The organism is Streptomyces lavendulae subsp. lavendulae, from assembly GCF_002803845.1.
Taxonomy (GTDB): domain Bacteria; phylum Actinomycetota; class Actinomycetes; order Streptomycetales; family Streptomycetaceae; genus Streptomyces; species Streptomyces lavendulae.
In genome coordinates this window covers 1,392,263-1,412,698 of sequence record NZ_CP024985.1, presented here as the reverse complement: position 1 = coordinate 1,412,698, position 20,436 = coordinate 1,392,263, and the positions used below count along the sequence as shown (strand labels likewise).

At 73.8% G+C, this 20,436-nt stretch carries 17 protein-coding genes and 1 pseudogene; 9 read left to right on the top strand and 9 right to left on the bottom strand.

Going from position 1 to position 20,436, the window contains the following annotated elements:
- Positions 1–26: 26 nt before the first annotated feature.
- The gene (locus SLAV_RS06335; RefSeq protein ID WP_030224242.1) at positions 27–425 is read right to left on the bottom strand and encodes a hypothetical protein; all 399 of its coding nucleotides are present in this window, start codon (positions 423–425) and stop codon (positions 27–29) included.
- A 332-nt stretch (positions 426–757) separates the two neighbouring features.
- Between SLAV_RS06335 and SLAV_RS06330 the strand changes: the two genes are divergently transcribed.
- A complete protein-coding gene (locus tag SLAV_RS06330; RefSeq protein WP_167456775.1) occupies positions 758–928 on the top strand; it encodes a hypothetical protein in 171 nt (56 codons plus the stop codon).
- 171 nt (positions 929–1,099) lie between these two features.
- Positions 1,100–2,077 (top strand): NAD-dependent epimerase/dehydratase family protein, encoded by a 978-nt coding sequence (locus tag SLAV_RS06325; RefSeq protein WP_030224238.1) that lies wholly within the window; start codon positions 1,100–1,102, stop codon positions 2,075–2,077.
- Here the strand turns inward: SLAV_RS06325 and SLAV_RS06320 are convergent.
- Genes SLAV_RS06320 through SLAV_RS06310 form a run of 3 tightly spaced genes read right to left on the bottom strand, consistent with a single transcriptional unit; the run spans position 2,063 to position 4,984 of the window.
- Positions 2,063–3,502 carry a lipase maturation factor family protein gene (locus tag SLAV_RS06320; RefSeq protein ID WP_030224235.1) on the bottom strand — a complete coding sequence of 480 codons (1,440 nt, stop codon included), beginning with the start codon at positions 3,500–3,502 and terminating at the stop codon, positions 2,063–2,065. The genes SLAV_RS06325 and SLAV_RS06320 overlap by 15 nt on opposite strands.
- Before the next feature lie 11 nt (positions 3,503–3,513).
- Entirely contained in the window at positions 3,514–4,056 is a 543-nt protein-coding gene (locus tag SLAV_RS06315; RefSeq protein WP_030224232.1) for a DUF1990 domain-containing protein, read from the bottom strand.
- 25 nt (positions 4,057–4,081) lie between these two features.
- The gene (locus SLAV_RS06310; RefSeq protein WP_037686021.1) at positions 4,082–4,984 is read right to left on the bottom strand and encodes a YndJ family protein; all 903 of its coding nucleotides are present in this window, start codon (positions 4,982–4,984) and stop codon (positions 4,082–4,084) included.
- Between the two features lie 151 nt (positions 4,985–5,135).
- Here SLAV_RS06310 and SLAV_RS06305 point away from each other — a divergent pair, with 151 nt between their 5' ends.
- The 5 genes from SLAV_RS06305 to SLAV_RS06285 all read left to right on the top strand — a co-directional run bounded on the left by SLAV_RS06305 (position 5,136) and on the right by SLAV_RS06285 (position 11,510).
- On the top strand, positions 5,136–6,839 hold the full coding sequence (locus tag SLAV_RS06305; protein WP_051840052.1) for a DUF6777 domain-containing protein: 1,704 nt from the start codon (positions 5,136–5,138) through the stop codon (positions 6,837–6,839).
- 7 nt (positions 6,840–6,846) lie between these two features.
- Complete coding sequence (locus SLAV_RS06300; protein WP_030224223.1) at positions 6,847–8,907, top strand: SpoIIE family protein phosphatase; 2,061 nt, start codon at positions 6,847–6,849, stop codon at positions 8,905–8,907.
- Between the two features lie 98 nt (positions 8,908–9,005).
- Positions 9,006–9,866: an Fpg/Nei family DNA glycosylase gene (locus SLAV_RS06295; protein WP_030224220.1), complete on the top strand. Its 861-nt coding sequence runs from the start codon at positions 9,006–9,008 to the stop codon at positions 9,864–9,866.
- Positions 9,867–9,893: 27 nt separating this feature from the next.
- Positions 9,894–10,289 carry a hypothetical protein gene (locus SLAV_RS06290; RefSeq protein ID WP_030224217.1) on the top strand — a complete coding sequence of 132 codons (396 nt, stop codon included), beginning with the start codon at positions 9,894–9,896 and terminating at the stop codon, positions 10,287–10,289.
- Positions 10,290–10,442: 153 nt separating this feature from the next.
- Positions 10,443–11,510, top strand: a complete 1,068-nt coding sequence (locus tag SLAV_RS06285) for a pentapeptide repeat-containing protein (protein WP_234333329.1) — start codon at positions 10,443–10,445, stop codon at positions 11,508–11,510.
- A 19-nt stretch (positions 11,511–11,529) separates the two neighbouring features.
- Here SLAV_RS06285 and SLAV_RS06280 read toward each other — a convergent pair.
- From SLAV_RS06280 to SLAV_RS06265, 4 genes and pseudogenes are all read right to left on the bottom strand, one after another.
- A pseudogene (locus SLAV_RS06280) lies at positions 11,530–12,153 on the bottom strand (helix-turn-helix domain-containing protein); the annotation flags it as partial.
- An 82-nt stretch (positions 12,154–12,235) separates the two neighbouring features.
- Entirely contained in the window at positions 12,236–13,660 is a 1,425-nt protein-coding gene (locus SLAV_RS06275) for a hypothetical protein (protein ID WP_234333328.1), read from the bottom strand.
- A gap of 79 nt (positions 13,661–13,739) precedes the next feature.
- Positions 13,740–14,204 (bottom strand): hypothetical protein, encoded by a 465-nt coding sequence (locus SLAV_RS06270; protein ID WP_051840050.1) that lies wholly within the window; start codon positions 14,202–14,204, stop codon positions 13,740–13,742.
- Between the two features lie 256 nt (positions 14,205–14,460).
- On the bottom strand, positions 14,461–14,994 hold the full coding sequence (locus tag SLAV_RS06265) for a sigma-70 family RNA polymerase sigma factor (protein WP_030224207.1): 534 nt from the start codon (positions 14,992–14,994) through the stop codon (positions 14,461–14,463).
- A 266-nt stretch (positions 14,995–15,260) separates the two neighbouring features.
- Here SLAV_RS06265 and SLAV_RS06260 point away from each other — a divergent pair, with 266 nt between their 5' ends.
- Entirely contained in the window at positions 15,261–16,475 is a 1,215-nt protein-coding gene (locus SLAV_RS06260; RefSeq protein WP_030224205.1) for a CapA family protein, read from the top strand.
- A gap of 136 nt (positions 16,476–16,611) precedes the next feature.
- Here SLAV_RS06260 and SLAV_RS06250 read toward each other — a convergent pair whose 3' ends face one another.
- Positions 16,612–17,073 carry a universal stress protein gene (locus SLAV_RS06250; protein WP_030224203.1) on the bottom strand — a complete coding sequence of 154 codons (462 nt, stop codon included), beginning with the start codon at positions 17,071–17,073 and terminating at the stop codon, positions 16,612–16,614.
- A gap of 60 nt (positions 17,074–17,133) precedes the next feature.
- On the opposite strand from SLAV_RS06250, the gene lysX reads away from it, so the two are divergent.
- Positions 17,134–20,436, top strand: coding sequence for a bifunctional lysylphosphatidylglycerol synthetase/lysine--tRNA ligase LysX (gene lysX / locus SLAV_RS06245; protein WP_030224200.1), 3,303 nt, complete (start codon positions 17,134–17,136; stop codon positions 20,434–20,436).

Genomic DNA, 20,436 nt, shown 5'->3' with positions numbered 1-20,436 from the left:
CCTCACCCGTTCGGGCGCATCGCGCCTCAGAGTTGATAGGCCCCGGCGGCGACGAGTTCGAGCACCGGGCGCCAGTCCTCCACCACCCCGGCGTCCAGCCCCGCCGCCCGGCCCGCACGGGCCGCCTGGCGCAGCGTCTCCGCCTCCGGATCGGCGCCCGCAGAGCCCGGGGCGGGCGGCCGCAGGAGCCGGGCCACCCGGTCGCCCAGCAGCGGACGGACCGCCTCCGCCGTGCGCTCCGCCGGGTCCGCGGGCGCCCCGAGACAGGCCTCCCGGGACAGCAGCCGGCCCAGGCCGTGGACCAGTCCGGCCACTTGGAGTTCCTTGTCGAAGGGATGCGAGCGGCGCAGGAGCGCCGCAGTCTGTAGTCCGAGGTCGCGGTCCGAAGCGTCCGGGGCCTCGTGATGGGCGTGCAGAAGGTCCATCAGCTCGTCGACACTGCCGAACGCGGGTACGCCTGACCTCGCCACCGTGACTCCCTCTGTCGTCGCCGCTCGCGTGCCTCCGCACCCGAGCAGATCAGTCCCGGCGGACACGCCGGTGGGCGACTTCCTGAACTCGGGGAGAAAACAAGCGGTCCAGCGCGGATTTTACCGTTCCATCGAGCGGGCCCCCGCTCATATGTGTACCCTGAAGCGCAAGGAGCCTCACCCGGGCCCCGCTCCACCATGGCGCCACCGCGTCCGGAAGACCTTCTATATCCCTATTCCGGCGCGCGGACGAGCCCGCCGGGTTACGCGACACAAGGGAGTGCGCGGTGACTGAGATGACCAAGACCGACCCGACCATGGAGCGCACGGGATGGAGGGCGAGCACGCGGTCCGACGAACTCGGCAGCCTTGAGGTCTGGGCCCGCTCCGCACCCATCCGGCTGGCCGGCTACGAGGACGACCTGGCGGAGCCGCACATCCTGCCCGGCATCGACTAGAGCCGGAGTCTGCCGCGCCCCCGCACCCGAGGGTGACGGGGGCGCGGCACGTCGCGGGGCCGTTCCGTGTCCCCCTCTCCGCACGGTTCCCGTCCGGCCTACGCCGTGAGCGTCATCGCTGTGGGCGATCACCACTTCCCGCGGCGCGCCCGCCCCGGCAAGGTCGTCCCCATGAAGCTGCTGATGCTGGGTGGGACCGAATTCGTCGGGCGCGCGATCACCGAAGACGCCCTGGAACGGGGCTGGGAGGTCACCGTCTTCCACCGGGGCCACCACGCGCCCCCGCCGGGAACCTCCGCCCTCCACGGGGACCGTACGCTCCCGGGCGGTCTGGACTCCCTCGCCGAGGGGGAGTGGGACCTGGTCGTCGACACCTGGGGCGGCGCCCCCACCGCGGTCCGCGACAGCGCCCACCTGCTGGCCGGCCGGGCCGGCCGGTACGCGTACGTCTCCACCCGTTCGGTCTACGCCTACCCCGCGCCCGCGAGCCCGGACGCCCCGCTGGTCGAGGGGTCTCCCGACGCGGACTCCGTCGCCTACGCCGAGGACAAGAGGGGCGCCGAGATCGCCGCCGTCGACGCCTTCGGGGAGCGCGCGCTGCTCGTGCGCGCCGGGCTGATCCTCGGCCCCTACGAGAACGTCGGCCGGCTGCCCTGGTGGCTGAACCGGGTCGCGCGCGGCGGCCCCCTCCTCGCCCCCGGACGCCCCGGACTCCCGCTCCAGTACATCGACGTGCGCGACCTCGCGCACTGGACCCTCGACGCGGCGCGGGCCGGCCTCGGCGGCGCCTACGACCTGATCTCCCCGCTCGGCCACGCCACCATGGGCAGCCTCCTGGAGGCCTGCGCCGCCGCCACCGGCGTACCCCTGGAACCGCGCTGGACCGACCAGGCCCTGATCGAGGAGGCCGGGATCCAGCCGTGGACCGAACTGCCCGTCTGGATCCCGGAGGGCGAAGCGCACACCCACATGTTCGGCGGCGACGCCACCCGGGCCCTGGAGACGGGCCTGAAGTGCCGCCCCGTGGAGGAGACGGCCGCGGACACCTGGGCCTGGCTGAACTCGCTCGGCGGTGTCGCCCCCCAGCGCTCCGACCGGCCCGCGCCGGGCCTCTCCGCGGAGCGGGAGGCGGCCCTACTCGGGCTCTGAGGCACGGGCTCCGGCGAGCCGGGTCGGCGGCAGGTACTCGCGCACCGGCCTGCGGTGCCACCAGGCGCCCGTCTCGCGGAGCTCCCGCCAGGTGGTGAACCGGTACCGGTACAGCCGGGCCCGTACGAACCGCGGCGGGGCGTCCGGGAAGGGGTTGTGGCGGATCAGCCGCAGCGTGTCCCGGTCGCCCGCCAGCAGCCGCTCGACGAACGGCCCGAACCAGTCCCGGGCGTAACCGGGGGAGAGGGCCGCGAACCACATCAGCCAGTCCAGCCGCAGGTGGTACGGGGCGAACTGGCGCGGCATCCGGAGCGGATCGCCCGGCTTGCCCTTGAAGCCGTACTCCCGCCAGGCGCCGTCCTCGCGGGGCACCTCGTCGGCGGTCCCCTCGACCACGACCTCGTCGCGGATCCGCCCGACGGTGCCGAACGCCCCGTAGGTGTTGACCAGGTGGAGGGGGTCGAAGGACCGGTTCATCACCTGGCGCGGCGAGATCATGTTGGCCACCGGATGCCGGCTGAGCACCAGCACCAGCACGGTCACCGCGCAGACGAGGACGGCGTACCAGACCGGTGCCCCGCCCGACGCGGCCGCGGGCGGGGGACCCGTGAGCGCGCCGAAGTCGACGGCGGAGAGCGCGAGGGTGATCGTCAGCCAGTTCAGCCAGGCGAAGTTGCCGGACAGCACCAGCCACAGCTGGGTGGCCACCATGGCGCACGCCGCGAACGAGGCCACCGGCTGCGGGGTGAACAGCATCACCGGGAAAACCAGTTGGGTCACGTGGTTCGCCGCGCACTCCACCCGGTGGACGGGGCGCGGCAGACGGTGGAAGAACCAGCTGAGCGGGCCGGGCATCGGCTGGGTCTCGTGGTGGTGGTAGAGGCAGGTGAGCTCGCGCCAGCAGGCGTCGCCGCGCATCTTGATCAGCCCGGCGCCGAACTCCACCCGGAACAGCACCCACCGCAGCAGCCACAGCACCAGCACGGGCGGCCCGGTCCGGGCGTTGCCGAGGAAGACGGCCAGGAATCCGACCTCCAGCAGCAGCGACTCCCAGCCGAAGGAGTACCAGGTCTGCCCCACGTTCACGATCGACAGGTAGAGCAGCCACAGCACCGCCCACATCCCCATGGCCGCGCCCAGCGGCACGAGGTCGCCCGCGCCCGCGGCCAGTGCCGCCGCGAGGGCCGCCCCGGCCCAGGCGCAGCCGGCGAAGAGCCCGTCGGAGTAGCGCAGTTGGAAGAGGCTCGGGGCGTGGCGGAAGGGCACGTAGCGCAGGTAGTCCGGGACGGGCAGCATGCCGCGCGTCCCGATCAGGGCCCGGAACTGCAGGGCGGCCCCGAGGAACGCGAAGACGTAGACGCCCGCCAGGGCCCGCTGGAAGACCAGCCGGCCCAGCCAGTACCCGGGCGCCGTGAACCAGTCCATCCCCTCCAGTATCAGGCGCCCGAGGCCAGGGCGCGCAGGTGGCGGCCCAGCCACCGCGCGTAGCCGTGCTGGAGGAGGGGGACCACGGGACCCGCGAGCCGGGTGTACCAGCGGTTCGGGCGACTGAAGGCGGTCACCGTGAACCACACCGCGCCGTCGGCGTCGATCTCCACCAGGAAGGACTCCTCCCCGCACTCGGGGTGCCCGGCCAGGGTGCCGTACGCGAAGCCGACGCGGGTGGGCTCGTACGCGGTCCAGATCACCTGGCAGGGGGCGGTGATCCGCAGCGGTCCCAGGCCGAGCCCCACCTCCGCGCGCAGGCCCGGCCGCACGGCGGTGCCCTCGCCCCCGGGCGTACGGACGCGCACGCCCGAGGCCCGGTGGGCGTGGAAGGTGGTGACCGCGGTCCCGGCGGCCTCGAAGACGGCCCGGCCCCGGCCGATCCGGGTGCGCTGGTGCAGGTGGTTGTATCCGGCGGGCAGGGGCCGGCGGGCCGTCGCACCCCGGTCGGGGTAGTTGACGGTGTCCCGGCCGGCGCTGATCAGGCGGGTCATGGCGTGTTCTCCGTTCGGTCGGGCTTCAGGGGCGGGGTGCGGGCGCCGGGGCGGGGGCGACGGGCGGGGCGGAAGAAGAGGACGGGACGGGCGGGGCGGTCAGCCGGCGCCACGCCAGCAGTGAGCACAGGGCGAACCCGAGCGCGTTGCCCAGCCCGTGGGTGGCGGCCATCCAGGTCAGGGTGGGGTGGACGATCCCGGTGGCCTCGCCCGCCGCCCACCACAGGGCGAGCAGCATGGCGGCCACCAGCACCGCCGCCGACACGCCCAGCAGCGCCGCGGTGGTCCGGTCCCGCGCGGCGGGCCGCAGGTCCCGCCAGGTCACCAGGGCCACCGCCCACATCCCCGTCGTCAGCACCACCGCGCCCAGCAGTTCGGCCCAGTCGTCGACGAAATATCCGAGCAGCACCAGCAGGGTCCCCGCCGGGACGCTGTACGCGGCCCAGCGCGCCGGCCGCGTCCCCGACGAGCGGCACACCAGACCGGCGACCAGGGCGGCGGTGAACCCGGCGAAGTGGAAGTGCGGGACGGTCAGCGCCAGGACGTCCAGGTCGAAGCCGAAGAGCGGGTAACCGGCCCGCTCCGCGACCAGGGCGGTGGCGGCGACCGAGGGCGAGACCAGGGCGGTGAGCACGGCCGCCCCGGCCGGGTCCGGCAGCCGCCTCCCCCCGGGCCGGGTCCCGGCGAGCCCCTGCCGCAGCCGGGCCCCGGCCGTGGCCGCCAGGGCCAGGGCGGCGGCCGCGTAGAGCAGGGCGAGCGCGGTGGCCGCCGGCCCGCGCGGGAGCCAGAGGCACAGCGCCCCCGGCACGGCCGCGAGGGGCCAGAGCCGGGCCGCGCGGCGCAGTCCGACGGGGTCGATCAGGCGCAGGCCCAGGGGGACGGCGCAGACCGCCCCCAGGGCGACGATCAGGTTCACGAGCACGGTCACGACCCCTCCTTTGAACGCGTTCAATCCGCAGTCGCGACCCTACGGGATTCGTTGAACATGTTCAATACGACCTGACGGGTGCTCCGGTTGCGGTGGTGGGCGAGATGCGGCAGACAAGAGAGGAGCAACCGGGGCGAAAAGGGAGAGCAGCGTGAACGACGTGAATGACGTGCCCGCACCGACACCCCGTCAGGCGCCGCGCCGTCACGTACCGGCCTGCGCGGCCCTCTTGGCGGTCGTCGGCCTCCTCGCCGCCGGCTGCTCGGGTTCGGCCCCCGAACAGACCAAGGGCGCCGCCGCCGACCGGATGGAGCTCGCCCTCCAGCCCGTCGGCACCCCCGGCGCCGACCCCTTCACCCCTTCGTCGGCCACCGCCGAGTCGGCGCCCGTCCAGCCGCCGCTGCCCAACGCGAGCGGCCGTGGCATCCGTACGGTCGGCGCCGCCACCCCCGGCCTGTACGGCGGGACGAACCGGCTCGGCAGCTGCGACGTCGAACGCCAGGTCACCCTCCTGACCGCGGACGACGCCAAGTCCCGGGCCTTCGCCGAGGTCGCCGGCGTCGAGCGGGAGAAGATCCCCGAGTTCCTGCGCGGACTCACCCCGGTGGTCCTGCGCGCGGACACCCGGATCACCAACCACTCCTTCCGCGACGGCCGGGCCGACGGCTACCAGGCCGTCCTCCAGGCCGGGACGGCCGTCCTCGTCGACGACCACGGCATGCCCCGGGTCCGCTGCGCCTGCGGGAACCCGCTGGCCGCACCGCTCGGGGCGAAGGGGAGCCCGCTGCTCAAGGGCGACCAGTGGAACGGCTACCACGCCAACCAGGTCATCGTCATCGAACCCACCGCCCAGGCGATCAACAGCCTGGTGATCGTGAACATCGCCGACAACACCTGGATCGAACGCAAGTCGGGCGACGACGGTGCCCAGGACAAGGTCCCCCGGGTGCTGCCCCCCTACGACCCGGCCGAGGGCATCCCGAACGGTCCCGCGACCCCGCCCTCGCCCTCCGACCCCTGCGCCGGTCCGGACCCGAACAGCCTGGCCCGGACCACCCCGCCGAAGGCCCCGTCCACCCCGCCGTCGGCGCCCCCGCCCGGCACCCCTTCCGGACCGCCGCCCTCCGGGAATCCGTCCGACCTCCCGGGCGGCCCGGCCGCAGGTCCTCCCGGGGAGCCGGCCGCCCCGCTCACCGGGCCCCTCGCCGAGACGGCACCCCCGCTGGCGGAGACCGCGCCCCCGCTGGCGGAGACCGCACCCCCGCTCGACCTGCCGGCCGGGCCTCCGAACGCCGCCGCACCCCTCCTCGGCCCGTCGGCCGGGCCCCTGGACGAGACGGCACCCCCGCTGAACGAGACGGCGCCTCCCCTGAAGGAAACGGCGCCCCTGGACGAGACGGCGCCCCCGCTTGCGGAGACGGCGCCTCCCCTGGACCTGCCCGCCGGACCGGTCGACGAGACGGCCCCGCCCCTCGGTCCGCCCGCCGGGCCCCCCGGACTGCCCGCCGCCCCGGGGGACCCGGCGGACCCCTTCGCCCCCTCCGCCCCCTCCGCGGCCCCGTGCGTCCCCGGCCGGGGCGCCGACAGCGCCCCGAACACGCCCGCCACCCCGCAGAAGCCCCCGGCCGAGGTACCCGCCGACGTGCCCGCCGACCGGCCCGGCGGAGGCGCCCTCCCGCCGGACCCCTTCCAGGACCTGCCCGCCCAGCCCGCCCAGCCCCAGGCCGACCCGTTGGCGCCCCTCTCCCCGGACGACCCGCAGACGCACGACCCGGCCGGGCCGGCCGACCCCTTCGGGTTCCCGGACCAGCAGCAGGCGCCCACCGGCTCCGCCCCCGATCTGGAGAGCGCCTGACCGGCCCCTGTGTCATGGTGGACCGGTGTCGAGCACCGCATCTCCACCGGAGGACTGGCCCGCACACCCGGACCGGTCGCTCTCACTGAACCGGATGGGCAGTTTCGACTGGGACCTGGTCACCGGGCTCATGCACCTGGACGCGGCCGCCCTCGACGTCTTCGACACCACCCCCGACGCGTACGACGGGCGGCCCGAGTCACTGGGCCCCCGCGTCCCGCCCGCCGAGAGCGCCCGCCTCGACGCCCTCGTCTCCAGCGCTCTCAAGGGCGGGCTCGACAGCTACGGCGCCTACTTCCGCATCCGCTGCCACGACGGCCGGCTCCGCTGGACGCACACCCAGGGGCGCGTCATGCGCGACGACGCGGGGCGCCCGTACCGGATCATCGGCATCGTCCGCGACGCGACCGAGGAGCTCAGCCACTCGGCCGAGCGCCTCGGCCTCGACGACGAACGCCGCCGCCAGACCTCCGTGGTCGAGAGCACCACCGCCGCCCTCGCGCACGCCCGCACCGTCAAGGACGTCATCGACGCCCTCGGCGACGCCCACGGCCTGGAACGGCTCGGCTCCATGGGCATGGTCATGGGCCTCGTCGAGGCGGGCCGGATCCACCTGGTGGCCGAAGGGCCGCCCGGCAGCTTCGTACCGGGAACCCGCTACACGCGCATCGACGAGCAGTACCCGATGAGCGAGGTCGTGCGCTCGCTCCAGCCGCGCTTCCTCGACTCGGCGCAGGAGTTCGCAGAGGGCTACCCCGGCCTCTGGGCGCGGATCTCCTCGATGGACATCTCGGCCGCCGCCTACCTGCCGCTCATCGCCCAGGCCCGGCCCATCGGCGCGATCGGCCTCCTCTACCAGGACAAGGACGGCTTCACCCAGGACGAACGCAACCTCCTGGTGGCACTCGGCAGCAGCATCGCGCAGAGCCTCCAGCGCGCGATGCTGCTCGAACAGGAGCACGACCTCGCGGAAGGCCTCCAGCAGGCCATGCTGCCCCGCCGGATCCCCTCCGTACCCGGAGCGCAGATCGCCGTCCGTTACCGGTCCGCCCGGATGGGCCAGGACATCGGCGGGGACTGGTACGACGTCATCCCGCTGCCGGGAGGACGCGTCGGCGCCGTCATAGGCGACGTCCAGGGGCACGACACGCACGCTGCGGCCGTGATGGGACAACTGCGCATCGTGCTGCGCGCCTACGCCGCCGAAGGGCACTCCCCGGCCACCGTGATGGCCCGCGCCTCGGTCTTCCTCCACGAACTCGACACCGACCGCTTCGCCACCTGCACCTACGCGGAAGCCGACCTGACCACCGGGGTCCTGCAGATCGTGCGCGCCGGCCACATCGACCCGCTGCTGCGCACCCGGGACGGCGACTGCCGCCGGCTGCCCGTGGAGGGCGGGATGCCGCTCGGGCTGTCCGCCGAGTTCGGCCGCCTGGAGTACCCGGTCGCCACGGTGGAACTGGATCCGGGGGAGACGCTCCTGATGTGCACCGACGGACTGGTGGAGCAGCCCGGCGCCGACCTGGACGACGGCATCCGCTTCCTCGCCGACCTGGTCCGCGGCGGTCCGGGCGACCTCCAGCTGCTCGCCGACCGGCTGTGCGAGGTCGTCGACGACCGGGGCGACGACGACATGGCCCTGATCCTGCTCCGCCGGCGGGGCGACGACGTCCCCCAGGGCGGCGGCCGGCTCCAGCAGCACGTGGCCCCCGGGGACCCCGAGGCGCTCGTCGCCGCCCGGCACATGATCGGCGCGGCCGTGCGGGCGTGGGGCGCGCGGGGCCGGGCCGACGAGATCGAACTCGTCGCGGACGAACTGATCGTGAACGCCCTGATGCACACGGACGGCCCCGCGATCGTGACCCTGCGCGTCCTGACGGGCACCCAGCGACGGCTGCGGGTGGAGGTGGAGGACCGCTCCAGTGCCCTCCCGCGCCGCCGCGAGGCCGGGGACTCGGGCGTCTCGGGGCGGGGGCTGATGCTGGTCGACCGGCTGGCGGACGTCTGGGGAGTGGAGCCGCGCGGCAGCGGCAAGTGCGTCTGGTGCGAGTTCGTCATGGACTGACCCGGCCCCGGGCCCGGCCCCGGGCCCGGCTGCGGCCTCCGGTCCCGGCCGCGGGCCGTCGGTTCGCGCTCGGCCGTGCGCCGGGGCAGGCTGGGAGGATGCCCGAACTGCCGGAGGTCGAGGCCCTGCGGGGCTTCCTCGAAGAACGCCTCACCGGGCGGGTGGTGCGACGCGTCCTCCCGCTGGCCGTCAGCGTGCTCAAGACCTACGATCCCCCGCTCACGGCCCTCGAAGGCGGGCGGGCCGGACCCGTCGCCCGGTACGGCAAGTTCCTCGACCTCGGCGTCGGCGACCTCCACCTGGTCACCCACCTGGCCCGAGCCGGCTGGCTGCGCTGGCACGACACCTTTCCGGCCCGGCCGCCCGGTCCCGGCAAGGGGCCGCTCGCGCTCCGCGTCGAACTGGAGGAGGGCGGCGGCTTCGACCTCACCGAGGCGGGCACCCAGAAGCGCCTCGCCGTGTACGTCGTGCGCGACCCCCGGGAGGTCCCCGGCATCGCCCGGCTCGGCCCCGACCCGCTCGCGGAGGGCTTCGACCGGGACGCCTTCGCGGCGCTCCTGGCGGGGGAGCGCCGGCAGATCAAGGGCGTGCTGCGCGACCAGAGCGTCATCGCGGGCATCGGCAACGCCTACAGCGACGAGATCCTGCACACGGCCCGCGTCTCCCCCTTCAAACTGGCCGCCTCCTTCGACGAGGACCAGGTCACCCACCTCTACCGGGCGGTCGAGGACACGCTCCGCACGGCCGTGGAGCGGGCCCGCGGCGTGGCCGCCGGGCAGCTCAAGGCCGAGAAGAAGAGCGGGCTGCAGGTCCACGGCCGGGCGGGGGAGCCGTGCCCGGTGTGCGGGGACACCGTCCGCTCGGTGTCCTTCGCCGACTCCTCGCTCCAGTACTGCCCCACCTGCCAGACGGGCGGCAAGCCGCTCGCCGACCGCAGGCTCTCGCGTCTCCTCAAGTAGCCCGCCCGCTGCGTAGACTCCGGCACCATGGCCCAGGACCAGCAGCGCCCGCAGCCCCGGCGCGAGATCGTCACGGGGGTTCCCCGGGGCGCGCGCCGCAGGCCTCCGGCGCACACCCCGGCGCGCTCGGAGATCTCCGAGCAGACCACCCTGGGCGCCACCTACGTAAGGGCCCTGATGCGCAGCCAGCTCCGGGCCGCAGTGGTGGCCCTGGCCCTGCTGGCCCTGCTCCTCGGGCTGCTGCCGCTGGGCTTCCTGCTGTCCCGGGCGGTCGCGGGCCCGGTGGTCTGGGTCGCGCTCGGCGTGGTGGCGTACCCGGTGATGTGGCTGATCGCCCGCTGGTACGTGGCCCGGGCGGAGCGCAACGAGGCCGCCTTCACCGGCCTGATCACCGATCCGGCGGAACCCCCGCCGACGGCCTAGTGCTCTGACCGGAAAGGTACCCCGGCTTCCGGGCCGCCCTGGGATCATGTGGGCATGGATGCGGGGGGATCTACTCATAGGCGGCGCCTGCCGGGCGGCTCTCGGCGGCGTCGGGTCGGTTCCGCCCTCTTCGTGGTGGCGGCGGGGCTGGCCGTGCTCGCCGCGCTGGCCGTAGTGGTCGTCGTGCTACCAGGGCTGGTGGTCGAGCGCGATCTCGGCGGGGCCGGGATCTCGGCCGCTGAACGGCTCACAGCTGTGAACAACGTACGCACGACGCTCGTGCAGGCGGTCGGTGGCGCTGTCGTCCTCTTCGGCGCGTACGCCACCTGGCGGCAGTTGAGGGTCAACCAGGAAGGGCTGAACGCCACCCGGGAGGGACACATCACCGACCGCTTCGGCCGGGCGGTCGACCAGCTCGGCAGCGAGAAGACGGACGTGCGGATCGGCGGCCTCTACGCGCTGTGGCGGATCGCGGACCATTCGGCTCACGACCGGGAGGCGGTCATCTCGATCAAGGCCGCGTTCCTCCGGACTCACCTGCCATGGCCCCCGCAAGCGCAAGACGCGCCAGCGGCGGAAGCCTCGATCAACTCCGTGCCTCCGCTGGAGACCCGTGCCCCGGATGCCCAGGTGGCGCTCACCGGCCTCGGAGTCCTGTGCCAGGAACGCCAGCCCGACTGGCTCAACGTCAGCTATACCGACCTGCGTCGGGCCGACTGCGACGGACTGTGGCTGCACCACATCAACTTCGACGGCGCCTGCCTGGAAGCGGCGAGCATCTACCAGGTCAACCTGACCAGGGCATCGCTGATCGCGGCCAACATGCGACACGTGGAGCTCGGGACGTCGATTCTCCACCAGAGCCGCTGCATCGAAGCCGACCTGCGCGGCGCTCGCATGGTCAGGGCCGACCTCCGCGAGGCTGACTTCTCGGGGGCCGACCTGCGGGAGGCGAATCTGCGCAAGGCGCGGGGCCATGGCGCCAAGTTCACCGGCGCGGATCTGAGACTGGCTGACCTCCGAGGAACCGACCTCACCAGTGCCGACCTGACAGGGGCGAAGCTGGAGGGCGCACTGGCAAGCGACGTCACCATCTGGCCGGCAGGCTTCGACATCCAGGCGGCCGGCGTCGTCATGGTCGAGGACCCCGGCGCCGAGCCGAGCATCCTGCTGCAAGCCGCCGCGCTCGCGAGGAACGTCCCACCCCTGCATTCGGCCTGATGCTTCAATCGAGGTAGTCACGGTCGGGACGGGTTTCCTCGGCCCAGCAGGAACCGGCTGTCGGGCGGATGCCCAACGGGCCGAGTTCGTCGAAGGCGAACGTGCGGTCGGGCCGCTCGTTGATCGCGTACTCGATTCGCTCCAGCTTGGCGTCGAAGGCCATATCCGGGGACTCCTTCCAGGTTTTCGTGCGCTGGAAGGAGATCCCCCGGCGGGCCGGTAAGCACCGCAGGGCCTCGCGGCCTATCCGGATCGGGCGGGCGATGTTGCGCCGTGGGTGATCGGCGAGCTTGCGGATCGACCAGCGCGTGAAAGGCTTGCCGACCTGGGTCGGCCGGGTGGTGGCCGTCTGGACGACGAAGTCCTCATCGTCACGACTGAGCAGGCGGGGACGGCCTCCCGCCCACTGAGGGTTCAGGCATGCGAGTCCGATCTCGTTGAAGCGGTGGATCACGTCGCGGCCTGTGTCCTCGTCCGCCTGGACCAGACGCGCGATGACCGGGACCGTGCTGCCGCCCGCCGAGGCCATCGGCATCATCGCCCGCCGAAACCGCACCGAGCTGGTACTGCCCCGCCGCACGATCCTCTGGACCTTCTGCCCCTTCTGCTCGGTCAGCCTGCGAACCCTGACCGGTTGCGCCATCCCGCTTCCCCATGCTGGTTGGAAGCGCCGTCACTTCCAACCAGCACAACGAGCAACCCGGCGAAGGTTCGCGGTCACAGCACTAGGGGTGGTTCCACTCGGCCGCGGGCAGCGCGTGCCACAGGTCGAGCCAGTCGTGGTGCAGGAAGAGCGGCCGGGTCAGGACGAGGTCGCCGGCCCGCTGGCCCCGGATCGCCAGGCCGAGGCCGGCGAAGACCGGATCGCCGGCGGGGCTGTACCTCAGGCTGCCGGGCCGGGTCCGCTCCGTGCGGTGGACCAGCCAGTCCTCCACCCGGGAGGGCGCGCAACCCGTCAGCGGGGCTCCGTCCAGTCTGACCTGGGGTCCGCCGAGCGCGTTCACGGCCACGCACCCCAGGCGGTCGTCCCGGAAGAGGGCCCTGATCCCGCTCGTGGTGAAGTCGGCGGATTCGAGCCGCCGGTGCGTGCCGTCATGGGTGTGGGACGAGGCGGCCGGGTGTTCCCCGAGGGCGGTGGTGATCTCGTCCAGGGTCATCCCGAAGTGCAGCGGGCCGACCCCGACGTACGGGGTGAACGTCCACTCGGCGCGTTCCTCCGCCCGGGCGAGCCGCCACGGGCCCCGGTATCCGGCCATGCTCCCGGGGACGGCCACCGGGGGTTCGGGTGCCGGACCGGGCGGGTCCTGCGGCGCGGGTACCGTACGGTCCCCGTGCCCGAGGCCGGCCGGTTCGAGGGCGGCGGTGTCCTCGCGCTGCTCGGCCAGCCAGCGGACCGCCCGCTCCTGGTCCTCCCCGAACGGGTCTTCCGCCTGCGCCCGGGCCAGGGCGGCGCGACGCCCTTCCTCCGCGGCGACGAGGTCCGCGACGTCCTCGCCCCAGGCGGCCAGCCGTTCCCGGGCGATCCACCGGTGGTACGAGTCCGGGCTCGTGGCCAGGAGGGCGCGGACGGCGGGAGCGTACCGGGGCGCGGAAGGGGCGAGGGCGGGGTCGGCGAGCAGGAGGGCGGTGGCCGCGAGCGCGGCCTCGCGCACCCGCGGATCGTCGTCCTCGCAGAAGACCGCGACGCGGGCCCGGAGCGCCGGCCGTGCCGCACGGGCGGCGGCCGGGTCCCGGGCCGAGTCGATGCCGTCCTCGACGCCCCGACGGGCGATGTCGGCGAACGAGGCCAGCCAGTTCAGCAGTTCCGCGCGCAGCGGCCGACGGCCCGGCCTGCGTTCCCAGCGGTCCTCGGCGAGGGTGCGCGGATCGTCGAGGAGGGCGGCGAGGACCAGGGCGGCGGGGGCGGTCGCCGGGAACAGCCCGTCCCGGTCGAGGAGCAGCCGGTACAGGTTCCCGACCGCACGCACCCGGTGGGCCGGGTCGGCGGAGAGCACCCCCGCGAGGACGTCCGGTGTGTCGGGCACGCCGTGCCGGCCGCTGCACCGGTGCGGCAGCTCCGCCCAGGCGGTGCGGGCGAGCTCGGCCCGCGCCGCCGGAGGCAGGAGGCCGGTGGGGGCGTCGGGGTGGCCGGCGGCCGTCTCGTTGATCACGGTCGCAGTGTTGCACCCGCCCCCGACACCGGCGGTCCCGGTGCCCGGCGCGGGCCGGCCCCGGGCCCCGGGGGCGGGCTCAGAACAGGTGCATCGCCAGGTGCCCCAGGGGCAGGCCCAGCTGCCAGGCGGGGGTCCAGACGCGGGCGTTCTCGTCCAGGCCCGCCGCGGTGTCGCCGTGGCCGAGACGGCCCGGGTCGAGGTTCGTGGCGAACAGCTCGGTGCGGTCCAGCCAGCGCCAGGCCGCCCGGGCCAGCTCCAGGTCGGGGTCGTCGCCGCGGCCGCGCTCCCGGGCCTCCTCCCCGAGCGCGAGGAACCGGGTGTGGACCCAGTCGCGCCACGGGTGCCCGTACGCCGTCAGCGAGAGCCACTCCTCCAGCTGTGAGACCACCCGGATCCCGGAGAGCTCACCGGCCGCGTCCGAGAGGTAGATCGTCAGCGCGAGCGTGTCCCGTCCGGCCCGGAACTCCAGTGTGCTCACCGGGATCAGGCGTCCCGTGCGCAGCAGCTCGTCGGCGATGTACTCCGCGTAGAGCCACGCCATGGGCACTGCCAGTCCGCCGTCACTGGTGCCGTTCAAACCCTCGGGCTGCACCGTTCCACCTTCTCCCGCGCGTCGAGCGTCCCGTCGTCCCCCCGAGCCTTCACCGGCGGACTCGCGGAGCGGGGGATGTTTACTCAACTTGAACGGACTGGTGCCGATTTCGATGCGGTCCGTGTCCGGTTCGTGTGCCCGGAGGGCGTTCCCTGAGTGTTTCTCCGGCGGCGCTCAAGCGTTCCGGTGTGCCGGGCCCGCCGGTTCAGGCGCCCAGTCCGTACCCCTGGAGCCCTTTCCGCAGGGCGCGCAGGGCATAGTACGTACGGGATTTGACCGTTCCGGCCGGAATGCCGAGCTCCGCTGCCGCTTCCGCCACGGAGCGGTCCCGGAAGTAGACCTGCAGCAGTACGTCCCGGTGCTCCTGCCCCAGGCTGCCGACCGCCCGCCGGACGTCGATCGCGGTGACCGAGCCCGCCACCGCGTCCTCGGGCGCGGGCGCCTGCTCCAGTCCGTCGGGGTCGACCTCCTGCGGCCGGGACAGCCGGGCCCGGCGGGCGTCGATCGCGAGCCGGCGCGCGACGGTGAACAGCCAGGGCCGCATGGACTCGTGCCCGGTGCGGAGCACCTCCGGGTGCTGCCAGACCCGTACGAGGGTCTCCTGGACGAGGTCTTCGGCCCGCTGTGCGTCTCCGGCCGTCAGGCCGAGCAGGAAACCGAACAGGGCCCGCCCGTGTTCGCGCTGGAGTTCGGCGAGCGCCTCGGGTTCCGTGCGCTGGAGTGTGGGGGTGGGCGGCACGAGTGGCTCCTTCCGGTCGCTGGGTTGCCTTCACCCTGACCTGCGGGGAGCCGCCCGGGAACCGTCCTGCGCCGCCGTTGCGCCCAAGCACCCGGGTCGTCCGGTGGGCGGCCGTGGCGGGCGACGAACGGTCGAACGGCACGGCGAACGGCCCTGGGCCGTCGGGGTGAGAACGCGTCGCCGGACGGCACCGATCCTTGACTTGATCAGTCTTCTCTTATGGATTTCGGATTATCCGACAGTCCTACAAATGAAGGCTGGGATAGATGACCAAAGGCACCCGGCGGGCCCTGGCCCTGTTGTCGGCCCTCCTCCTGTCCGCGGCGGCGGCCGGCTGCTCCACCGGCAGCGAACCGGCCCCTGCACGTCTCGGCTCCCGGCCCGCCGGAGCCCCGCAGGGCAGCACCGGGCCCACCGCCCCGGCCGCCCCCGGCACCCCCAAGGGCTTCACCCTGGTCGCGAGCGGCGACGTGCTGCCGCACACCTCGATCATCCAGCGCGCGGCGGCCGACGCGGGCGGCGACGGGTACGACTTCCGGCCCATGTTCTCCGGAGTCAAACCGGTGGTCTCGGCGGCCGACCTGGCCCTGTGCCACATGGAGACCACCTACGGCGAGGACGCCGGCCCCTTCAGCGGCTACCCCGCCTTCGTCTCCCCTCCCGCCGTGGCCGACGCCCTCAAGGACGCCGGCTACGACGGCTGCTCCACCGCCTCGAACCACACCCTCGACGACGGCGCCGACGGGCTGAAGCGCACCCTGGACCGCTTCGACAAGGTCGGCCTCGGCCACGCGGGCTCCGCGCGCACGGCGGCGGAGGCGGCCCGGACCACCTTCTACACCGCGGGCTCCGCCAAGGTCGCGCACCTCGCGTACACGTACGACACCAACGGCTACCCGATGCCCGACGGACAGCCGTGGGCGGTCAACCTGATGGAGCCGGACAAGATCATCGCCGACGCGCGGCTCGCCCGGAAGGCGGGCGCCGACGTGGTGCTGGTCAGCCTGCACTGGGGCACGGAATGGCAGACCGAACCGGACGAGACGCAGCTGTCGCTCGGCAAGACCCTGACCGCCTCGCGGACCGGCGGCCGTCCCGACGTGGACATGATCCTGGGCACGCACGCCCACATCCCGCAGGCCTACGAGAAGGTCGGGGGCGGCTGGATCGTCTACGGGATGGGCGACCAGGTCGCGGGGGAGATGTTCAACCACTCCGGCGCGCGCGACATGCGCGGCAACTACGGCTCCATCGGCCGTTTCACCTTCGCCCCGCCCACCGCGCCCGGCGGGCGCTGGCAGGTCACCAAGGCGGAGTTCATCCCCCAGATGATGGACCTCTCCACCGGGCGGATCGTCAACCTCCCGGCCGCCCTGGCCGAGGAGCCCGGACAGAGCGAGTACGAGACCGCGCAGGAGGCCGTCACCGAGGCCGTCCTGAGCCGGGGCGCGGCCAAGGACGGCCTCACGCGCGCCCGCTGAGGCACCGGACCCGCGCCGTCCGCCCGTACCGTCGCCACGGCCGGCGCGCCCGCACCGCCGCCACCGCCCGGCGCGCCCGCACCGCCGCCACCGCCCGCACCGCCCGGCGCGTCCGTACCGCCGGCGCGCCGGCGGCTCACGGCACCACCGTGACCGGCCACCGTCCCGCCTTTACCAGCCGGACCGCCACCGAGCCGACGATGCGGTGCCCGGCCCGTTCCGACGCGCCGACCACCACCGCGTCCGCCTTCAGTTCCCCGGCGGCGCTGACAAGCCCCTGGTACGGGTCGCCGCGGAAGGTGTGGAACTGCCAGCGGACCTCGAAGATCCCCTTGAGGCGCTCCGCGGAGGCGCGGACCTCGGCGATGAGCCCCTCCGCGATCTCCCCGGTCGCCTCTCCCACCGGCGCCCCGAGCGAGGCCCCGGCGGCCATCACCGGCTGGACGTAGACCAGCGCCAGCAGCGCGTTCTGCCGCCGGGCCAGCCCCGCCGCGTAGGCCGCTGCCCGGAGCGAGGACTCCGATCCGTCGATCCCGGCGAGGATCACCTTCGGACCGTCCGTACCGCGCTCGAAACCCGTGTTCACATGCTCTGTCACCCTCCCGAGGTTATGGGGTTCGGCGCGCGGAGCGGCGTACGGCTCCCTACAGTGCCAAGCATGAGTGCCACGCTGGAGGAGACGCGGGGGACCCGCAACCGCTTCCTGAACCGCGTCCCGGACGCCTTCGGGGCGTTCTTCGGAACGCTCGGGCTGCTCTGCGCGCTGCTGTCGCTCTCCCCGACGCTGCGCAGGCTGCTGCGGGCCGTGGTCGACTTCCTCGACGACTTCGTGGTGCCGGTCAGCGCGAACCTCGCGTACGCCGTCTTCCTCTTCCTCCTGGCCGCCGCCCTCGGCATGCGCAAGAAGATCGCCTGGTGGATCGTCGTCACCTATCTGGCCCTGCTGGTCCTCGTCGACGTACTGATCATCGCGGACGGGGAACTGTGGATCGGCGGCACCTCGATGGCCCTCGCCGTCGCGGCCTTCGTGATCCTGATCGCCTCCCGCAAGGAGTTCTACGCCGCCTCCCGCCCCGGCGCCGTCTGGCGGGCGATGCTGGTGCTGGGCCTCGGGATGCTCGCCGCCGTGCTCCTCGGCTGGGGCCTGGTCGCCCTCTTCCCCGGCACCCTGCCCAAGGGGCAGTGGCTGGACTGGGCCGCCAAGCAGGTCTTCGGCGGCCTCTTCTCCGCCCGACAGTTCGAGGGGCACCCGCCCCGCCCGCTGTACTTCCTCCTCGGCCTCTTCGGCGCCCTCGCCCTGCTGAACGCCGCCGCCACCCTCTTCCGCTCCCAGCGGCTGACGGCGGCCCTGCACGGGGACGAGGAGCCGCGCATCCGCGCCCTGCTCGGCGCGTACGGGCGGGCCGACTCCCTCGGCTACTTCGCCACCCGGCGCGACAAGGCCGTCGTCTTCGCCCCGAACGGGAAGGCCGCCGTCACCTACCGCGTCGAGGCCGGTGTCTGCCTCGCCAGCGGCGACCCGGTCGGCGATCCCGCCGCCTGGACCCCCGCCATCGACGCCTGGCTGGGGGTGGCCCGCCGCTACGGCTGGCAGCCCGCCGTCATGGGCGCCTCCGAGGGCGGCGCGACCGCGTACGCCCGCTCCGGTCTGAGCGCCCTCCAGCTCGGCGACGAGGCGATCCTGCACGTCGCCCACTTCGACCTCGACGGCCGGGACATGCGGGTCACCCGGCAGGCCGTCAACCGGGTCCGGCGCACCGGGGCCACCACGGTCATCCGCCGCCACTCGGCCCTCTCCGAGGACGAGATGCAGATGATCGTGGACAGCGCCGACAAATGGCGCGACACCGAGACCGAACGCGGCTTCTCCATGGCCCTGGACCGGCTCGGCGACCGCGCCGACGGCGACTGCCTGCTCGTGGAGGCCTTCGACGCCGAGGGGGAGCTGATCGCCCTGCTGTCCTTCGTCCCCTGGGGCAGGGACGGCATCTCCCTCGACCTGATGCGCCGCGACCGCGCCGCCCCCAACGGGGTGATGGAGTTCATGGTCGCCGAACTGTGCGCCGCCGCCCCCGGCCTGGGCGTGCGGCGGATCTCGCTCAACTTCGCCGTGTTCCGCTCCGCCTTCGAGGAGGGCGGCCGGATCGGCGCCGGCCCCGTCCTGAAGATGTGGCGCAAGCTGCTGCTCTTCTTCTCCCGCTGGTGGCAGCTGGAGGCCCTGTACCGCTCCAACGTGAAGTACGGGCCCGAGTGGTTCCCCCGCTTCCTCTGCTACCAGGACGCCGGCTCGCTCGCCCGGGTCAGCCTCGCCTCCGGCATCGCCGAGGGCTTCGTCTCCGTGCCGAGCCTGCGCACCCTGTGGGGCAACGGCCACCCCAAGGGCCTCACCGCCCCCGCCAACACCGCCGGGCTGCCCTCCATCGACTCCCTGGGCCTGGACCTCGTAGGGGAGGAGGGTGAGGCGGCCCGCGAGGACCGGCTGCCCGACCAGGTGCGGGTCCGCCACGCCAAGCTCGACCGGATCCGGGCCGCGGGCACCGACCCGTACCCCGTCGGCATCCGGCAGCGGACCCACACCGTCGCCGCGCTCAAGGCCGCCCACCCCGGCTACCCGGCCGGAACCCGCACCGGCGAACAGGTGACCCTGGCCGGACGGGTGATGGTGGTGCGCGACCTCGGCGGGGTGGTCTTCGCCGTCCTGCGCGACTGGACCGGCGACACCCAGCTGATGTTCACCCGGGACGAGAGCGGGCCCGAGGTCCTGGAGTCCTTCACCTCCCAGGCCGACTTCGGCGACCACGTGGTAGCCAGCGGCGAGGTCGGCGCCAGCCGCGGCGGCGAACTCTCCGTGGTGGTCGCCTCCTGGCAGCTCACCGGCAAGTGCCTGCGCCCGCTCCCCGACAAGCGCAAGGGCCTGGCGGACCCGGAGGCCCGGGTCCGGCGGCGCTACCTCGACCTGGTCGCCAGCCCCGGCGCGCGGGACGTGGTGCGCGCCCGCTCCAGCGCCGTGCAGGCCCTGCGCCAGGGGCTGCTGGACCGGGGCTACCTGGAGGTCGAGACCCCGATGCTCCAGCAGATCCACGGCGGGGCCAACGCCCGGCCCTTCCGCACCCACATCAACGCCTACGACCTGGACCTGTACCTGCGCATCGCGCCCGAGCTGTACCTCAAACGGCTGTGCGTCGGCGGCATGGAGAAGGTCTTCGAGATGGGCCGTACCTTCCGCAACGAGGGGGTCTCCTACAAGCACAACCCGGAGTTCACGATGCTGGAGGCCTACCAGGCCTTCGCCGACTACGACGTGATGCTCGACCTCACCCGCGAACTCATCCAGGGCGCCGCCACCGCCGCCTTCGGCTCGCCGATCGCCCACAAGGCCGACGCGGACGGCAAGCTCGTCGTCCACGACATCTCCGGCACCTGGCCGGTCAAGACCATGTACGGGGCGATCAGCGAGGCCCTCGGGGAGGAGGTCGACGCCGACACCGAGGAGCCGGTCCTGCGCCGGCTGTGCGACCGCGCCGGAGTCCCGCACGGGCCGGAGGACACCCGGGGCGACGTGGTCCTGGAGATGTACGAGCGGCTCGTGGAGGAGCGCACGAAACTCCCCACCTTCTACAAGGACTTCCCGACCGACGTCTCCCCGCTCACCCGCCAGCACCGCAGGGACCCGCGGCTGGCGGAACGCTGGGACCTGGTGGCCTTCGGCACCGAACTGGGCACCGCCTACTCGGAACTGACCGACCCGGTCGAGCAGCGCCGCCGCCTGACCGCCCAGTCCCTGCTCGCGGCGGGGGGCGACCCGGAGGCGATGGAGCTCGACGAGGACTTCCTCGACGCCCTGGAGTACGCGATGCCGCCTACCGGCGGCCTGGGCATCGGCGTCGACCGGCTGGTCATGTTCCTCACGGGTCTGACGATCCGCGAGACGCTGCCGTTCCCCTTGGTGCGCCGGAGCTGA